Here is a 14,574-nt window from a genome sequence, read left to right on the forward strand (position 1 = left end):
CACGGAGCCCGACCACCATGAGCGACACCACCCTTTCCCCCGCGCTTGAACTCGATCTGCAGCCGTTGGCAGGCCGCATCGGCGCCGAAGTGCGCGGCCTGCGCCTCTCGGGCGCGCTGGCCCCCGAGAGCTTTGCCGCGCTGAAGGCGGCCCTGCTGCGCCACAAGGTGCTGTTCATCCGCGGCCAGCAGCATCTGGACGATGAGCAGCACCAGGCCTTCGGCCGCCTGTTCGGCCCGCTGGAGGCCCATCCGACGGTGCCGGCACCCTCGGGCACGCGGCTGCTGGAGCTCGACTCGCTGCATGGCGGGCGGGCCGATTCCTGGCATACCGATGTGACCTTCCAGGCCGCCTTCCCCCAGGTCTCGGTGCTGCGCGCCGTCGTGCTGCCCCCCTATGGCGGCGACACCGTCTGGGCCAATACCGTGGCGGCCTACGAGGGCCTGCCCGAGCCGCTGAAGCGCCTGGCCGAGAGCCTGCGCGCGCTGCACGGCAATGACTACGACTATGCGGCCGCCCGCGTGATCGCCGAGGACGATGTCGCACGCAAGCGCTACCGCGAGGTCTTCACCGCCAAGACCCTGCAGGCCGAGCATCCGGTGGTCCATGTGCACCCCGAGACCGGCGAGCGCGCGCTGCTGCTGGGCCATTTCGTCAAGCAGTTCCAGGGCCTGTCCAGCAGCGATTCGCGCCGCCTGTTCGACAGCCTGCAGTCCCATGTGCTGCGGCTGGAAAACACGGTGCGCTGGCGCTGGGCGCCCGGCGATGTGGCGATCTGGGACAACCGCGCCACCCAGCACTACGCGATCAACGACTACGGACAACAGCACCGCGTGGTGCGCCGCGTCACCGTCTCCGGCACGCCGGCCGTCGGTGTCGATGGTTTCGTCAGCCGCCTCATCAGCGCATAACAAGCAACCCAGAGATCCCGACCATGACATTCTCCCGCCGCCTGCTTCTGAGCGCCGCCCTGCTGGGCCTCTTCGCCACCACGACCCAGGCGCAGACCGCCCCCGCCGTGATCCGCATCGCCGCGCCCGAGCAGGGCAGCGGCACGAACTCCTTCCCGGGCGCGACGCCCTTGGCCGTGGCCAAGGCGCGCGGCCTGATCGAGGAGGAGTTCAAGAAAGATGGCATCAAGATCGAATGGACCTTGTTTCGCGGCGCCGGCCCGGCCATCAACGAGGCGCTGGCGGCCCGGCAGCTGGACGTGGTCTACCTCGGCGATCTGGCCTCGGTGATCGGCCGCGCCCGCGGCCTGCAGACCAAGCTGATCCTGCCGCTGGTGCGCGGCAGCAACAGCTATCTGGCGGTGGCACCGGGATCGGACATCAAGAGCTTCGCCGACCTGAAGGGCCGCAAGGTCTCGGTGCTCAAGGGCACGGCCTACCAGCGGCCCTTCGATCAGTTCCTGGCCGATGTTGGGCTGACCGAGAAGGACGTCAAGCTGCTGAACCTGGACTGGCCTGCCTCCAAGGCGGCCGTGGTCAACAAGGACATCGATGCCACCTTCGGCGGCGTCGATCTGAACCTGCTGGCCGACAAGGGCGTGAGCCTGCCGGTCAACACCCGCGGCAAGGGCCCGGCCTACACGATACAGAGCTCGGTGCTGGCCACCGAGGACTTCACGAGCAAGTACCCGGCCCACACGACCCGGCTGGTGGCCGCCATCCTGCGCGCCTCGCAATGGGCCTCCGAGGAGGCCAACCGCGAGCCGCTGATCCAGCTCTGGCAGCAGAGCAGCGGCACGCCGGCCGCGGTGTTCCGCGCGGAGTACCAGGACAGCAGCCTGAAGAATCGCAACTCGCCGCTGTTCGACGACTTCACCCGCACGGCCTACAAGGGCGTGGTCGCCGATGCCCAGCGCCTGGGCCTGATCAAGCAGGGCTTCGATGTCGAGGCCTGGCTGGAACCGCGCTTCGTCAACGAGGCGCTGCGCCAGCTCAAGCTCGAGGGCTTCTGGCAGCCGGCCGACAAGGACGGCAAGGTTCGCGGGGGCGCTTGATCGATGGCCCAGACCCGCCCCAACATCCTCTTCATCCTGGCCGATGACCTCGGCTGGGCCGACCTCAGCGTCTACGGCCAGCGGGACTACGCGACCCCGCAGCTGGACCGGCTGGCGGCCGCCGGCGTGCGCTTCACGCAAGCCTATGCCAACTCGGCGGTCTGCTCGGCCACCCGCTTCGCGCTGATGACCGGGCGCTACCAGTACCGCCTGCCCGGCGGGCTGGAGGAACCCATCCCCACCGCGCGCGGCCCACGCGGCCCCATCGGACTGCCGCCCGAGCACCCGACCCTGCCCTCGCTGCTGGCCGAGGCCGGCTATGACACCGCGCTGATCGGCAAATGGCATCTGGGGTCGCTGCCCGAGTTCGGCCCGCTGAAGAGCGGCTACCGGCGCTTCTTCGGCAACTACGGCGGCGTGATCGACTATTTCACGCACAAGCCCGGCGTCGGCACCGAGGTCGCACGCGATCTCTACGAGGACGAGCTGCCGGTGGAGCGGGCCGGCTACTACACGCAGATCCTGGCCGACGAAGCCGCTGCCTATCTGAGCGACCCGGCCCGCCACGACGCGCCCTTCCTGCTGTCGCTGCACTTCACCGCGCCGCACTGGCCCTGGGAGGGTCCGGAGGACGAAGCCGTCTCGCGCGACCTGAGGAGCCTGTTCCATTACGACGGCGGCAGCCAGGCCACCTATGGCCGCATGGTGCAGGCGCTGGACGGCGCGGTGGGCCAGGTGCTGGACACGCTGGCCGCCCGGGGTCTGGCCGACAACACCCTCGTGATCTTCAGCAGCGACAACGGCGGCGAGCGCTTCAGCAAGACCTGGCCCTTCACCGGCCAGAAGACCGAGCTGCTGGAGGGGGGCCTGCGCGTGCCGACCCTGCTGCGCTGGCCGGCCGCGCTGCCACCCCAGGTCAGCGAACAAGTCACCGCGACGATGGACTGGCTGCCGACCCTGCTGGCCGCCGCCGGGCTGCGGCCCCACCCCGACTACCCCAGCGACGGCGAGAACCTGCTGCCCATCCTGAAGGGCGAGGCGCCCGAGCGCGAGCGCCGGCTGTTCTGGCGCTACAAGGCCAACAACCAGCGCGCGTTGCGCGACGGGCGCTGGAAGTACCTGAAGATCAACGAGCACGAGTTCCTGTTCGATGTGCTGGCCGACCCGCGCGAACGCGCGAATCTGAAGACCCGCGAGCCGGTGGTCTTCGAGCAGCTCAAGCGCGACTGGCTGGACTGGGACGCCGGCATGCTGGCGATCACACCCGAGGTCTTCACCCACGGGCTGAACCCGGCCGTGCAGGCCGACCGCTACAGCCCGCAGCCGCTGACACCGCTGCCCCGACCGCTGTGATCGAGGCTGCTTACTTGCTTTGCGGATAAGCAAGCTCAGAAGCCGCACTTCCCCGCATGCAACCCTCTTCTTAAGCTGGGCTCACCCCATCAGCCACAGCCCCACAGCCATGTCCGCCACCCTTGAACACCCCGCCACCCTGTCCGTCGAGCAGCAGCAGGCGCTCGACAAGGCCCGCCAGGCAGCCGACGCCGCCGCCCTGCCCTATGCCGGCGGCCTCAGCCCGAGCCAGGCCTGGGCCCTGGTACAGGCGGGCGTGGCCACACTGGTCGATGTGCGCTCGGCCGAGGAACGCAAATTCGTCGGCCAGGTGCCCGGCTCGCTTCATGTGGCCTGGGCCAGCGGCACCAGCCTGACACGCAACCCACGCTTTGTGCGTGAGCTGGAGGCCAAGATAGTCGACAAGAACCAGCTGGTGCTGCTGCTGTGCCGCAGCGGCAAGCGCTCGGCGCTGGCCGCCGAGGCGGCCACCAAGGCCGGCTTTAGCCAGGTCTTCAATGTGCTCGAAGGCTTCGAGGGCGAGATCAATGCCCACAAGCAGCGCGGCCATGGCGATGGCTGGCGTTTCCGGGGCCTGCCCTGGGAACAGGACTGAGCGACCCACCTCTCTCGATGACCTTCAGAAGGAGGCCGCGATGAGCGCCCTGCCCGAGTCTTTGCCCCTCAGCCAGCCCGATACCGATGTCCAGCTCGACCAGGTCGTCGCCGGCCTGCGCCAGGCCCGCGTCGATTGGCGCGAGCGCCACCGCCTGCATGAGCCTCGCGGCCGCGAGCTGCCTTCGGCCGAGCTCCTGAGCGACATCATTGGCGGCCTGCGCGGCGCGCTCTTCCCCTTGCGCCTGGGACCGCCCGAGCTGCGTCAGGAGGCCGAGGACTTCTATGTCGGCCACACACTGGACACCCAGCTGCAGGCCTTGCGCCAGCAGATCCTGCTGGAGCTGGGCTATGCGGCGCGCCAGCCGCAGGCCAGCGCCGCGCTGGAGCCGCGCGCCCGGCAGCTCAGCGCTGAATTCGCCCGCGCCCTGCCCGATATCCGCCGCCTGCTGGACAGCGATGTGCTGGCCGCCTACCAGGGCGACCCGGCGGCGCGCAGCGTCGACGAGGTGCTGCTGTGCTACCCGGGCATCGAGGCGATGATCCACCACCGGCTGGCCCACAAGCTCTACACCCTGGGCGTGCCGCTGCTGGCCCGCATCATTGCCGAGCTGGCCCATGCCAAGACCGGCATCGACATCCACCCCGGCGCGCAGATCGGTGCCGGCCTCTTCATCGACCATGGCACCGGCGTCGTGATCGGCGAGACGGCCGTGATCGGCGAGCGCGTACGCATCTACCAGGCCGTGACCCTGGGCGCGCGCAGCTTCCCGACCGACGCCGACGGCCAGATCAAGAAGGGCGCGCCGCGCCATCCCATCGTCGAGGACGAGGTGACCATCTATGCCGGTGCCACCATCCTGGGCCGCATCACCCTGGGCCGCGGCGCCACCATCGGCGGCAATGTCTGGCTGACCCGCAGCGTGCCGCCGGGCAGCCATGTGACCCAGGCGAGCTCACAGCACGAGATCCACCCCGGCAAGCGCTGAGCCCGCAACAAGCTTCCATCTCATCCATCCACAACCCAGGAGTTTCCATGGCCGAAAGCCTCGAACCCCAGCAGGCCCTGAGCGACAACGCCGCGCGCCAGCTGGCCAATGCCACCAAGACCGTCCCCCAGCTCTCGGTCATCAGCCCGCGCTGGCTGGTGCATCTGCTGCAGTGGCTGCCGGTCGAGGCCGGCATCTACCGTCTCAACCAGGTCAAGAACGCCAAGGACATCCGCGTCGCCTGCGCCGCGCGCGACGAGAGCGAGCTGCCGCAGACCTTTGTCGACTATGACGAGCAGCCGCGCGAGTACTTCCTCAACGCGGTCTCCACCGTGCTGGATGTGCACACCCGCGTCTCCGACCTCTACAGCAGCCCGCACGACCAGATCAAGGAACAGCTGCGCCTGACCATAGAGATCATCAAGGAACGCCAGGAGTCCGAGCTGATCAACAACCCGGACTACGGCCTGATCGCCAATGTCGCCCCCGAGCAGGTGATCTACCCGCTGACGGGCGCGCCGACGCCCGACGATCTGGACGAGCTGCTGACCAAGGTTTGGAAAGAGCCCGCCTTCTTCCTGACCCATCCGCTGGTGATCGCCGCCTTCGGCCGCGAATGCACGCGCCGCGGCGTGCCGCCGCCGACCGTGAGCCTGTTCGGCTCGCAGTTCCTGACCTGGCGCGGCGTACCGCTGATCCCCTCGGACAAGGTGCCGGTGGCGGACGGCAAAAGCAAGATCCTGCTGATACGCGTCGGCGAAAAGCGCCAGGGCGTGGTGGGCCTGTTCCAGCCCGGCCTGGCCGGCGAGCAGAGCCCGGGCCTGTCGGTGCGCTTCATGGGCATCAACCGCAACGCCATCGCCTCCTACCTGATTTCGCTGTACTGCTCGCTGGCGGTGCAAAGCGAGGACGCCCTGGCCCTGTTGGATGATGTGGAGATCGGCAAATACCATGAGTATCCTGACAGCTACAAGTGAGGCGGGGCTGCCCGATCTCGCGGCCTTGAGCCGGCTGGCCGGCGAGCTCTTCGCCGAGCTGCCGGGTGGCGGCAGCAATCCGGCGCTGGCACCGAAGCAGCCGCAAGACCTGAGCCTCAACGACGGCCCGTTGCCGCAGCTCGAAGCCGCGCCGGCCGGCCAGGCCCATGCCGCCCAGGCCCCGCGCCAGGGCGGCGCGGCCCAGGGCGTGCCGCAGGCCTATGCGGCGGCCCTGCCCTTGCCTTCGGCATCGGCACCGAGCCGACCCCACGGGGCTGGCTACTACTTCATCCATGAAGCCAGCCATCCCCAGGCCTCGGCGGCGCCCTTGCCGACGATCGAGGACCGCGTCACGCCGCAGTCCTTCGGCCTACCCGGCCAGGACACGCTGAAGGCCTTGCTCGGCGATGTGCGCGAGATCAACGGCAGCCGGGACTCATCGGGCGGCTACTACTTCGTCCAGCCCGAGCAGGTGCAGGCCCACGAGGCCCGCGCCGGCCAGCCGCAGACGACGGAGCGCTCGGTGCCCGGCGGCTTCGACGTCGACGCGGTGCGGCGCGACTTTCCGATCCTGGCCGAGCGCGTCAACGGCAAGCCGCTGGTCTGGCTGGACAACGCGGCCACCACGCACAAGCCCCGCCAGGTGATCGAGCGGCTCGCCTACTTCTACGAGCACGAGAACAGCAATATCCACCGCGCGGCACATGAGCTGGCGGCCCGGGCCACCGACGCCTACGAGGGGGCGCGCAGCACCGTGGCGCGCTTTCTCGGCGCGGCCAGCGCCGAGGAGATCATCTTCGTGCGCGGCGCCACCGAGGGCATCAATCTGGTGGCCAAGAGCTGGGGCACCAAGCACATCGGCGCGGGCGACGAGATCATCGTCTCGCAGCTGGAGCACCACGCCAATATCGTGCCCTGGCAGCAGCTGGCCGCCGAGAAGGGCGCGAAGCTGCGCGTGATCCCGGTCGACGACACGGGTCAGGTCTTGCTGGACGAGTACCGCAAGCTGCTGAACCCACGAACCAAGCTGGTCGCGGTGACCCATGTGTCGAACGCGCTGGGCACGATCACGCCGATCCACGAGATCGTGGCACTCGCCAAGGCAGCGGGCGCGCGCACCCTGGTGGACGGTGCGCAGTCGGTCTCGCATCTGCGCGTCAATGTGGCGGCGCTGGGCGCGGATTTCTTCGTGTTCTCGGGCCACAAGGTGTTCGCGCCGACCGGCATCGGCGTGGTCTACGGCCGCCGCGAGGTGCTGGAGCAGACCCCGCCCTGGCAGGGCGGCGGGAACATGATTGCCGACGTCACTTTCGAGCGCACCCTGTTCCAGCCACCGCCGTCACGCTTCGAGGCCGGCACCGGCAATATCGCCGATGCGGTGGGCCTGGGCGCGGCACTGGACTATCTGCAGCGGCTGGGGCTGGAGAAGGTCGCGAGGTACGAGCATGACCTGCTTGACTACGCGACCCAGCACCTGGTCAGCATCCCGGGTCTGCGCCTGATCGGCACGGCCCAGCAAAAGACCAGCGTGCTGTCCTTTGTGCTGCCCGGCTACCAGACCGAGCAGATCGGCCGCGCGCTCAACGACGAGGGCATCGCGGTGCGCTCCGGCCAACACTGCGCCCAACCCATCCTGCGGCGCTTCGGCCTGGAGGCGACGGTACGGCCCTCGCTGGCCTTCTACAACACCTGCGGCGAGATCGACCATCTGGTCGCGGTGGTGCGGCGGCTGGCGCAGCGGCGCTGAGCGGTCCCGGCAGCAGGCGGCGCCGTGCACGCCCCTGTTGCCACAAGTCCGCCCTGTTCTTCCAGCGCGAAAGACCCCCCTCGTCAAGCCTCACGGCCATGGCGGAGTGAGTGCCCTCACCTCGCCCCGAAGTTGGCGGCTGCCTTTGATGAAAGGCATCGCATATCCCGGGACCGAGCACTACGTCAACGGCAAAGCCCCGCGGCGGGCGAGGCCGGCGCGGTAAATTAGACAGACAGGGGGGTGGTTAGACAGCGGTTAGTGAACACCATCGCTGCCGGGCTCTATTCTTGGCCTGCCCGGAGGGACTCGAACCCCCGACCTGCTGCTTAGAAGGCAGCTGCTCTATCCAGTTGAGCTACGGGCAGAGGTGCCGATGATGCAAAGAAAACTTGGTCGGGGCGGCGGGATTCGAGCTCGCGACCCTCTGCTCCCAAAGTACCTATCCATCGAACCTAGGGGCACTACGCGAGACCTAACAAGACCAAAAATTCTTACACTTCAACAACTTAACTCTATTTCCCTGTCCCGCGACATTTCAAGAAATCCCACAAAGTCCCGCTCACGGTTTACCCCTGGCAGAACGCAGACCTGTGAAGGAATCTGGAGCTCGAACCGCCAATGACGACTCGCTACCCAAAATCCGGCAAGGGCCGGCGCTGGACGATCGCAGAACTGCGAGCAATCCCGCTGGACTGGAAAGGCGACATCATAGCTGACAGCGACGGCTTGACTGGGGAAGTCCGAGTCACAAACGAAGACGCAGTGGCGGTCCGCTTTCGCTTTGCGTTCAAGTGGGGTGGCAAGGTCTCTTGGTATCAGTGCGGCTCCTGGCCCGGCAACAGCCTCGAAGTCATCCGCCGCCATCGCGGCGATGCCCGCAACAAGGTCAAGGCTGGCAGGATCGAAACCCAGCAACACGTCGAAGCTGTCATCGCAGCAGACGCCCAGAGACGCGCCGAAGACCTCACCAACAATGACCTCATCGACACGTGGCTGCGGGATGGCGTGCGGCGCAAGGATGGCAACCACGAACTTGGCCTGAAACTGGACAAGAACGTGCGCCCATTCATCGGGACGAAACCGGTCCGCCTGTCGTATGCCCGACTGCCGGCTGGCACGCAGCGCGCACAATCCAAGACGAGTTTTGCCACAAGCCAGCGACGGTCGAAGCCGTGGTTGAACCGATAGGCAAAGCCGTGAGGTAAGCGGCGGCGTACTTGCGGTCATTGAAAGGATGGAATGCGACGGCCACCCTGAACTGCAGCTGATCGTCACAGTTTCTGCGCTGAAACAGAAGCTCCTACCACTGCGAGTCCTGCCCGGATCATGAATCCTTTGGCGGCCGTTTGCTTTTGCGCCAGCGCCGCCAGCCCCACCACTGCCACAGCGCCCAATCCATCACGGCGCCGAACACCAGCAGCAGCTCGATCAGACCGTAGAAACGCTCAAGGTTCATCCGCCGTCCCGAAGGAACAGGCGCTGCACCGAGTCCATCCAGTGCCGGTGCGCCTCGCCGGCGGCGCTGCCGTGCAGCTCGCTGAGCGCGCCATGCAGCATCTTGCGTGTCAATGCGCCGGACAGGGCTTCCATCACCGCCTCGACATCCTGGCCCCGGGCCAGCGCGCGGCGCGCCTTGGCCAGCTCGGCCTGGCGCCAGTCCTCGGTCTGGCGATGCAGGGCCTGTATCAGCGGCACGCTGGCGCGCTGCTCCAGCCACTGGGCAAAACTCGTGACCCCGGCGCTGACGATGGCCTCGGCCTGTTGCACCGCCGCCTGGCGCCGCTCGCCATTGCCCTGCACCAGCCGGGTCAGGTCATCGACCGTGTAGAGATAGACATCGTCCAGCGCCGCCACCTCGGGCTCGATATCGCGCGGCACAGCCAGGTCCAGCATCAGCACCGGTCGGCGCTTGCGCGCCTTCAGCGCCCGCTCGACCGCGCCCAGCCCGATCAGCGGCAGGCTGCTGGCGGTGCAGCTGATCACGACATCGAACTCGTGCAGGCGCTGGCCCAGCTCGGCCAGCGGCAGCGAGGCCGCGCCCAGCCGCGCCGACAAGACCTGACCCCGCTCCAGGCTGCGGTTCGCCACCGTGATGCTGCGCGGCCGGTGCGCGGCCACATGGGTGGCCACCAGCTCGATCATCTCGCCGGCGCCGACAAAGAGCACCCGCGTGTCGTGCAGGTCCTCGAACAGTTGCAAGGCCAGCTGCACCGCCGCCGCCGCCATGCTGACCGCGTGCGCGCCGATCTCGGTGCTGCTGCGCACCTCCTTGGCGACCGCGAAGCTGCGCTGGAACAGCTGGTGCAAGGTCGCACCGAGCGCGCCGGCGCTGTCGGCATCGCGCACCGCCGCCTTCATCTGGCGCCAGCCCGAGCCGATCGGGGGTACTTCTGGGTGTAAGGTAATCGATCGCCGCCACGAAAGTTATGGTTGAAGCGCCTTGGCGATGCCCGGCCTTTTCGTGCGCCCAAGGCGTCGGCGGACAGATCGAGCCGTTCCTGGGACTGCAGATCCGGAACTACAGGCCCGGCGAGGGGCCTCATCCCGTGATGGCGGAAGTGGCGACTTTCTGGGGACATCGTCCTTTGGGCCTACGCGCGTTGCAACACAGGGGGCGCCTAAGCACGGGCGGTGCACGGCTAGAGTTGTAAATAAGCGATGAGTGAAGCCATCGCCGATTGCCCTGCGGCATTCTCATCCTCCGCCGTCCCACGCTCAGGAGATTCACATGGGCAAGTCCATGGCAGTACACGGCTAGACCGTGCGAGCAACCGATCGGCGTGGCGAAGACGAGGCCTAACGCTGATTCCTGCGCGGGCAGGACGGGCTTGCCTTCGCACCCCAGCGGGTCGGCTCGACCACCTGTCGCGATCGAAGGAGAAGCCAATGCCACGTCATCCACCGACGGAGCGCCAGCAGCCGATGCTGGCCCACCGGGTCACCGCCTTGACCCCCTAGGGGGGCGGGCCGATCACCAAGCTCCGTTTCACGACCTGCCACGCAGCGGATGCCGTGGCTCCTCCCCTTCATCAACTACCAATCCCATGAACACCATCCTCATCACCGGAAGCTCCTCCGGATTCGGCCTCGAAACCGCAAGGCTCTTCCTGAGCCGTGGCTGGCGTGTAGTCGCGACGATGCGCACACCCCGCGACGATCTCCTGCCCGTCTCGGATCGACTACGGGTACTCGCACTGGACGTCACCGATCCGCAAAGTATCGAACAGGCCGTCGATGCCGCAGGGCCTATTGACGCGCTGGTCAACAATGCCGGGATCGGGTTGATGGGTGCCTTTGAAGGTTCCTCACTCGCAGCGGTACGCGAGCTCTTCGAGACCAACACGCTCGGCACCATGGCGGTCACTCAGGCCATGTTGCAGCAGTTCAGGCAACGCAGGCGTGGGGTGATCGTGAATGTGTCATCGGCGATCACATTGAAACCCCTGCCGTTGTCAGCCGCTGATGGTGCAACGCAACGCGTAGCTGTCATGTCGCCATCGATATGCGATCCAGCCTTATTGAATACGGGGTCTCGCGGGCCGGATCAGCGCGCGTTTGCCTGCTCAGCGAACGCACGGATCGCACTGGATCGATGTATCGCCTGGAGGCCGGCTTGAAAGGCAACTTCAATCTCGTGGCCGGACAGTTTTAGCCGGGTCTCAATAGCGCGCGAGCGCGCGGCCGTCGCGGGCTCCGCGTCCTGGAAGCTGAGGTGTTCGACGACGAACTCAACTTCGTCACACCGCCAGTTCGAAGGCACACTGCCGAGGGCGTCGATATCGAACTTGCTCAATCCGCACCGATGCTGAACCAGGAGATCTCTCCAACGCAGCATGACGGCCTGGAATGAATCTGCTGCCAAACGCGCGGCTGCGTCAATGGCCGCAACCGAGATGCGTTGCACGAGTTCCCCACGCCAACGTCCATCAAGTGGCAATACCTCAAGGGTGTTCGCGATCACAGTCTGGTTGCGCCAGATGCTATTGAGCTGGAGAGCTTCCTGGTGGCGCGCCCTGGTAAAGGGCATCGGCCGCGTTCCGGGATGGCCCCATCTGCGTTTCGTTTGTTGCGGTTGCCGGACTAATGTTGGACGAGCCGCCCTTTTGGCCCTCAGGTTCGGCTTGATTGAGTTCCGTCACTCACCCGTCCCCGCGCAGCCTCGGTCCATCAGGTTTGCTTGCAGTTCGTCCTAGTCTGCCGCACCTCTATCATTTCGCGCTCGCCGCCCGCGAGTCGGACGGCGAAGCTGCAATCACTGACAACATGTGGCCCCGCCCGAACAGACGATGAACATCACAAGGTCATTCAAGACACTGCCTCCACTGACCGCCTGCTTGGCACTGGTGCTTGCAACGCTGACGAGCGCTGTCCACGCGGAAGCCCCGGCGCCCCTGCGCACCGAGATCACGCTGACACATATCGCTGCAGACAGGTGGCGTGCCGATTACGTGTTCTCCGAACCCGTTACGGCCGTTGAACTGGGCTCGCAGGTGGGTCAGTACAGGCAGCAGGCATGGCGTCCGCTGACAGCGGGAGTGGAGTTGGTTGCCGTTGCCGGAAGGGAAAGCCTGCGCAGTGCCACCTTGCTGAGCAGGTTGAGCGTGGAGATCAATGCCTTTGATGAGTTTGCCGAAGCTCAGTACGCCCCGATCAATCGCTTTTCCGATGGCGGCTGGGACTTCTACCTCGGCTTCCTGCACGGCGCGCTGACGCAGAGTGGCCGCGAGCGCAGCATGGAGGCGGCCTTGCGCCTGCAGGGGCTCGGAGATGAAACCGTAGTGGCGCCCGCTAAGCCCGGCGTTGGGCTGGAAGGCTACGCCTACTTCGGCCCGAACAAGCCAGCTCGCATGGGCACGGTCAAGGTCATCATCGACCCGCAGGTGCCGGGTTGGCTTCGCGAGGTCATTCAGGACACCACCACGAAGGTGTCTCAGTTCTACGAGCAATCGTTCCAGCGGAAATTGCCCGACACGCCTTTGGTCTCCATCGCCGTGACTGGATTTGACGGCCCGCCGGGCAGCTTGAGCCTCAAGGGTGGCGTTTCCGGCGGCGGGCTTTCCTATCGTCTCCAAGGGCGCGGCCTGGTCGACGACCATCCCAAGAAGCGTCAGCATGTCGCCAGCCTGGTGGCGCACGAAATGGCACATCTGTGGCAGACCAGCCTGAAGCGCGGTGGGGTCGGAGAAAGCGACCCATGGGTTCATGAAGGCGGGGCGGAAGCCCTCATGTTGGCCGCCTTGCGCGGGACCGGCATCCTTAGCGAGGAAGAAGGCGATCGTTATGCGCAGCGGCTGCTGAATGAATGCGAAAAGCTCAAGGACGACGTGACGGTCTACCGCGGCTTTTACGCTTGCGGTTTCAAGCGCTTCAATGAGTACGCGATGGCGCCGGTACCGCTTTGGCGCGCCATGATGAACCGCAGTGAAGAGACTGGTGAAATCTATTCTGTGCCAATGATTCGCGCCATTCTCCAAGGGGCCTCTGCGTCGACGCTGCCTTGAACGGAATGCCCACGGCCAATGGCCGGCCGTTTGAGGCTGATTGCGGAAGTTCACCAACGGCTGCTTTGCGGCAGTACGGTACCAGGCAGAGCATCCAAGGGGCTACGTACGGCGCCGCCACCCACCTTGAGGACATGGGTGTAGATCATGGTGGTCGCGACATCAGAATGACCGAGCAAGTCCTGGACTGTTCGAATGTCGTAGCCTGATTGCAGGAGATGCGTAGCGAACGAGTGCCGCAGCGTGTGCGGCGACACCGGCTTGGTCACGCCGGCGGCCTTGGCCGCGCGCTTGAACACCCGCTGGAAGGTCTGGTCATACATGTGATGCCGACGAACAATCCCGCTGCGCGGGTCGACCGAGTGATGATCCTGGGGGAACACCCAGAACCACGCCCAGGAAGCACCTGCACGCGGATACTTTCGGTCCAAGGCATCCGGCATCTCGACGCCGCCTCGCCCGTCTTGTTGATCCTGCTGCCACACGGCATGAGCCTGGCTCAGTTGCTCACGCAGACCTCGCGCAAGCGATTCCGGCAGCATCACGACCCGATCCTTCGCCCCCTTGCCCTCTCGGACGATGATGGCACCGTGCGAGAAGTCCACGTCCTTGACACGCAAGCGCAGGCCTTCGGTGATGCGCATGCCTGTGCCGTACAGCAACTGCCCGAAGAGCTTCCACTCCGGTGCGAGGCCGGACAGCACGGCCGCCACCTCCTCGCGTGACATGACCACCGGCAGGCGTCGTTTTGGACGCGGTCGACCGATCTCCGACATCCAGGGCAGTTGGACCCCGAGCACCTTCCCATAGAGAAACAGCAGAGCCGACAGGGCCTGTCGGTGCGTGGCGGGCGCGACCTGACGCTCGCTGGCCAGCCAGGTCAGGAAAGCCTCGACATCCGCGCCGTTGAGCTCGCGTGGATGGCGCAGGCCGTGATGTCGGACGAAGGCTCGGACCCAGAACACATAGGCATCCTCTGTACTGCGGCTGTAGTGCAGGAAGCGGATGCGTTCGCGGACCTGGTCCAACAGCCGTGGGGACTTCAGCGACGGAAGGTCAGCCAAGCCGGGCGCGGGGCGCAATGCCCTGCGCTCGATCTCCCCAATCGGTGCGATAGACGCAGCATTCATGTGCAGCTCCAATGCACAAAGCTGCGGCTACGTGGGTTGCTACCGAGCAATCCAGCAGGAAATGCAGCTCAGAATGTGGGTGACGTGTTTGGTCGTTATTTAATACTGCTTTTTTGTACAGCATATGTCGCGCAAAGCTAGGCTGCAAGCCGCTTCCAGTCCAGTCGTATCGAACATGTTAGGGAGACAGGGTGCCAAGTTATGCGGCATGGCTGTCCGCATATAACCAAGTTGAACCGCACCTGCAGCCATGCCTTCCAACCTCGACGAGACAA

The 14,574-nt window shown here is 66.1% G+C and carries 12 protein-coding genes, 1 tRNA gene and 2 pseudogenes; 11 read left to right on the forward strand and 4 right to left on the reverse strand.

All coding sequences use genetic code 11. The annotated features are described in order from the left end of the window. Positions 1-17: 17 nt before the first annotated feature. The 7 genes from ABGI63_RS17715 to ABGI63_RS17745 all read left to right on the forward strand — a co-directional run bounded on the left by ABGI63_RS17715 (position 18) and on the right by ABGI63_RS17745 (position 7,665). A complete protein-coding gene (locus ABGI63_RS17715; protein ID WP_349743683.1) occupies positions 18-911 on the forward strand; it encodes a TauD/TfdA dioxygenase family protein in 894 nt (297 codons plus the stop codon). Between the two features lie 23 nt (positions 912-934). Then, positions 935-2,005 carry an ABC transporter substrate-binding protein gene (locus ABGI63_RS17720; RefSeq protein ID WP_349743685.1) on the forward strand — a complete coding sequence of 357 codons (1,071 nt, stop codon included), beginning with the start codon at positions 935-937 and terminating at the stop codon, positions 2,003-2,005. A 3-nt stretch (positions 2,006-2,008) separates the two neighbouring features. Then, on the forward strand, positions 2,009-3,358 hold the full coding sequence (locus tag ABGI63_RS17725) for a sulfatase family protein (protein ID WP_349743687.1): 1,350 nt from the start codon (positions 2,009-2,011) through the stop codon (positions 3,356-3,358). A gap of 109 nt (positions 3,359-3,467) precedes the next feature. Beyond that, positions 3,468-3,953: a rhodanese-like domain-containing protein gene (locus tag ABGI63_RS17730; protein WP_349743688.1), complete on the forward strand. Its 486-nt coding sequence runs from the start codon at positions 3,468-3,470 to the stop codon at positions 3,951-3,953. A 40-nt stretch (positions 3,954-3,993) separates the two neighbouring features. Continuing rightward, positions 3,994-4,941 (forward strand): serine O-acetyltransferase EpsC, encoded by a 948-nt coding sequence (gene epsC, locus ABGI63_RS17735; protein ID WP_349743690.1) that lies wholly within the window; start codon positions 3,994-3,996, stop codon positions 4,939-4,941. 47 nt (positions 4,942-4,988) lie between these two features. After that, complete coding sequence (locus tag ABGI63_RS17740) at positions 4,989-5,918, forward strand: family 2A encapsulin nanocompartment shell protein (protein WP_349743692.1); 930 nt, start codon at positions 4,989-4,991, stop codon at positions 5,916-5,918. Further along, complete coding sequence (locus ABGI63_RS17745; protein WP_349743694.1) at positions 5,893-7,665, forward strand: family 2A encapsulin nanocompartment cargo protein cysteine desulfurase; 1,773 nt, start codon at positions 5,893-5,895, stop codon at positions 7,663-7,665. Before ABGI63_RS17740 ends, ABGI63_RS17745 begins: the two co-directional genes overlap by 26 nt. Positions 7,666-7,956: 291 nt before the next feature. Here the strand turns inward: ABGI63_RS17745 and ABGI63_RS17750 are convergent. Then, a tRNA-Arg gene (locus ABGI63_RS17750) sits at positions 7,957-8,033 on the reverse strand. 253 nt (positions 8,034-8,286) lie between these two features. On the opposite strand from ABGI63_RS17750, the gene ABGI63_RS17755 reads away from it, so the two are divergent. Continuing rightward, positions 8,287-8,856: an Arm DNA-binding domain-containing protein gene (locus ABGI63_RS17755; protein WP_349743696.1), complete on the forward strand. Its 570-nt coding sequence runs from the start codon at positions 8,287-8,289 to the stop codon at positions 8,854-8,856. 136 nt (positions 8,857-8,992) lie between these two features. Here ABGI63_RS17755 and ABGI63_RS17760 read toward each other — a convergent pair whose 3' ends face one another. Next, a complete protein-coding gene (locus ABGI63_RS17760) occupies positions 8,993-9,124 on the reverse strand; it encodes a hypothetical protein (RefSeq protein WP_349743697.1) in 132 nt (43 codons plus the stop codon). Continuing rightward, positions 9,121-10,029, reverse strand: a pseudogene (gene hemA / locus ABGI63_RS17765) (glutamyl-tRNA reductase); the annotation flags it as partial. The pseudogene hemA and the gene ABGI63_RS17760, both read right to left, overlap by 4 nt. A gap of 683 nt (positions 10,030-10,712) precedes the next feature. Between hemA and ABGI63_RS17770 the strand changes: the two are divergent. The 3 genes and pseudogenes from ABGI63_RS17770 to ABGI63_RS17785 all read left to right on the forward strand — a co-directional run. Further along, a pseudogene (locus ABGI63_RS17770) lies at positions 10,713-11,124 on the forward strand (SDR family NAD(P)-dependent oxidoreductase); the annotation flags it as partial. Between the two features lie 256 nt (positions 11,125-11,380). Next, entirely contained in the window at positions 11,381-11,518 is a 138-nt protein-coding gene (locus tag ABGI63_RS17775; protein WP_349743699.1) for a hypothetical protein, read from the forward strand. Between the two features lie 436 nt (positions 11,519-11,954). After that, positions 11,955-13,169, forward strand: a complete 1,215-nt coding sequence (locus ABGI63_RS17785) for a hypothetical protein (protein ID WP_349743701.1) — start codon at positions 11,955-11,957, stop codon at positions 13,167-13,169. A gap of 50 nt (positions 13,170-13,219) precedes the next feature. Here the strand turns inward: ABGI63_RS17785 and ABGI63_RS17790 are convergent, their stop codons facing one another. Further along, positions 13,220-14,299, reverse strand: a complete 1,080-nt coding sequence (locus ABGI63_RS17790) for an integron integrase (RefSeq protein ID WP_349743703.1) — start codon at positions 14,297-14,299, stop codon at positions 13,220-13,222. Positions 14,300-14,574: the final 275 nt, after the last annotated feature.

The sequence above is a fragment of the Roseateles cavernae genome (assembly GCF_040187885.1).
GTDB lineage: Bacteria > Pseudomonadota > Gammaproteobacteria > Burkholderiales > Burkholderiaceae_C > Roseateles_E > Roseateles_E cavernae.